Origin of the sequence: Enterobacter sp. 940_PEND (assembly GCF_001059415.1) — a bacterium.
In the GTDB taxonomy this organism is placed as follows: domain Bacteria; phylum Pseudomonadota; class Gammaproteobacteria; order Enterobacterales; family Enterobacteriaceae; genus Enterobacter; species Enterobacter cloacae_M.
On sequence record NZ_JUMS01000111.1, the window covers coordinates 1 to 1,041 of the forward strand.

Below are 1,041 nucleotides of genomic sequence, written 5' to 3' on the forward strand. Positions count from 1 at the left end.
GGATAAGGCGCAGCGGTCGGACTGAACGGGGGGTTCGTGCATACAGTCCAGCTTGGAGCGAACTGCCTACCCGGAACTGAGTGTCAGGCGTGGAATGAGACAAACGCGGCCATAACAGCGGAATGACACCGGTAAACCGAAAGGCAGGAACAGGAGAGCGCACGAGGGAGCTACCAGGGGTCAGTTTGGATATAGAGAATTATTGTACGGTAAGCCTGTTTTTTGAACAGACTTACCTATAGCAATAGGGTGTACTCCCGCGCTATACGGCATTTTCAGAGGTTTGACCTTAATCGGATAACCTAAATGCGATACTGCAAGAGCGACAACTTAAAAGCGATAGCCACTGACGCAAAATCAACCCCTTACGAACCAAGATTGGTTAAATAATGCGCTTAACGTACAAAAATTTCCGATCTCCAAACTGACCCCTTCTATGGGCTTGCAGCGCCATCGCACTGCTTGCCGTTGTATTCTTCCGGCGTTCAGTACGGCACCGGCGACACAAAAGGAAGCAGCAAAGTGCGCGGCGGGTGCTGGAGCGCATAAAGACGTTGCCGGGCTTCCCACAAAAAATTAACTACCTGCGGAAAATTGATCCCTTTGTGTTTGAAGAACTGTTGCTGGAAGGGTTTGAGTCGCATGGCTTCAGAACTATCAGAAACAAACGCTATACCGGCGATGGAGGCATTGACGGCCAGGTAATAATCGGAAAACATCGCTATCTCATCCAGGCCAAACGCTATCGCGGCCATATTGCTTTACAGCACGTTCAGGAGTTCGATACGTTGCTTAAACGACATAACTGTCACGGTTTGTTTTGCCATACCGGAAAAACTGGCGCAGCTTCAAAAGCTGTTAGCTTCGCCAGTGATCGGATGGAGATTATCAGCGGCCAGCGCCTGATTGATTTGCTCACGCCCGGCAGCTCCTTCACCATCGCAACCGCACCGCAGACAATGATGAGGCGTACCGCAGCAACGCGAGGAACGAGGCTTTGTTGAATAAATCGAACTTTTGCTGAGTTGAAGGATCAGATCA

At 50.2% G+C, this 1,041-nt stretch carries 1 protein-coding gene; it reads left to right on the forward strand.

Going from position 1 to position 1,041, the window contains the following annotated elements:
- Positions 1-533 precede the first annotated feature (533 nt).
- Positions 534-1,004: a restriction endonuclease gene (locus ADJ24_RS15615; RefSeq protein WP_231883369.1), complete on the forward strand. Its 471-nt coding sequence runs from the start codon at positions 534-536 to the stop codon at positions 1,002-1,004.
- The last annotated feature ends 37 nt before the right edge of the window (positions 1,005-1,041 follow it).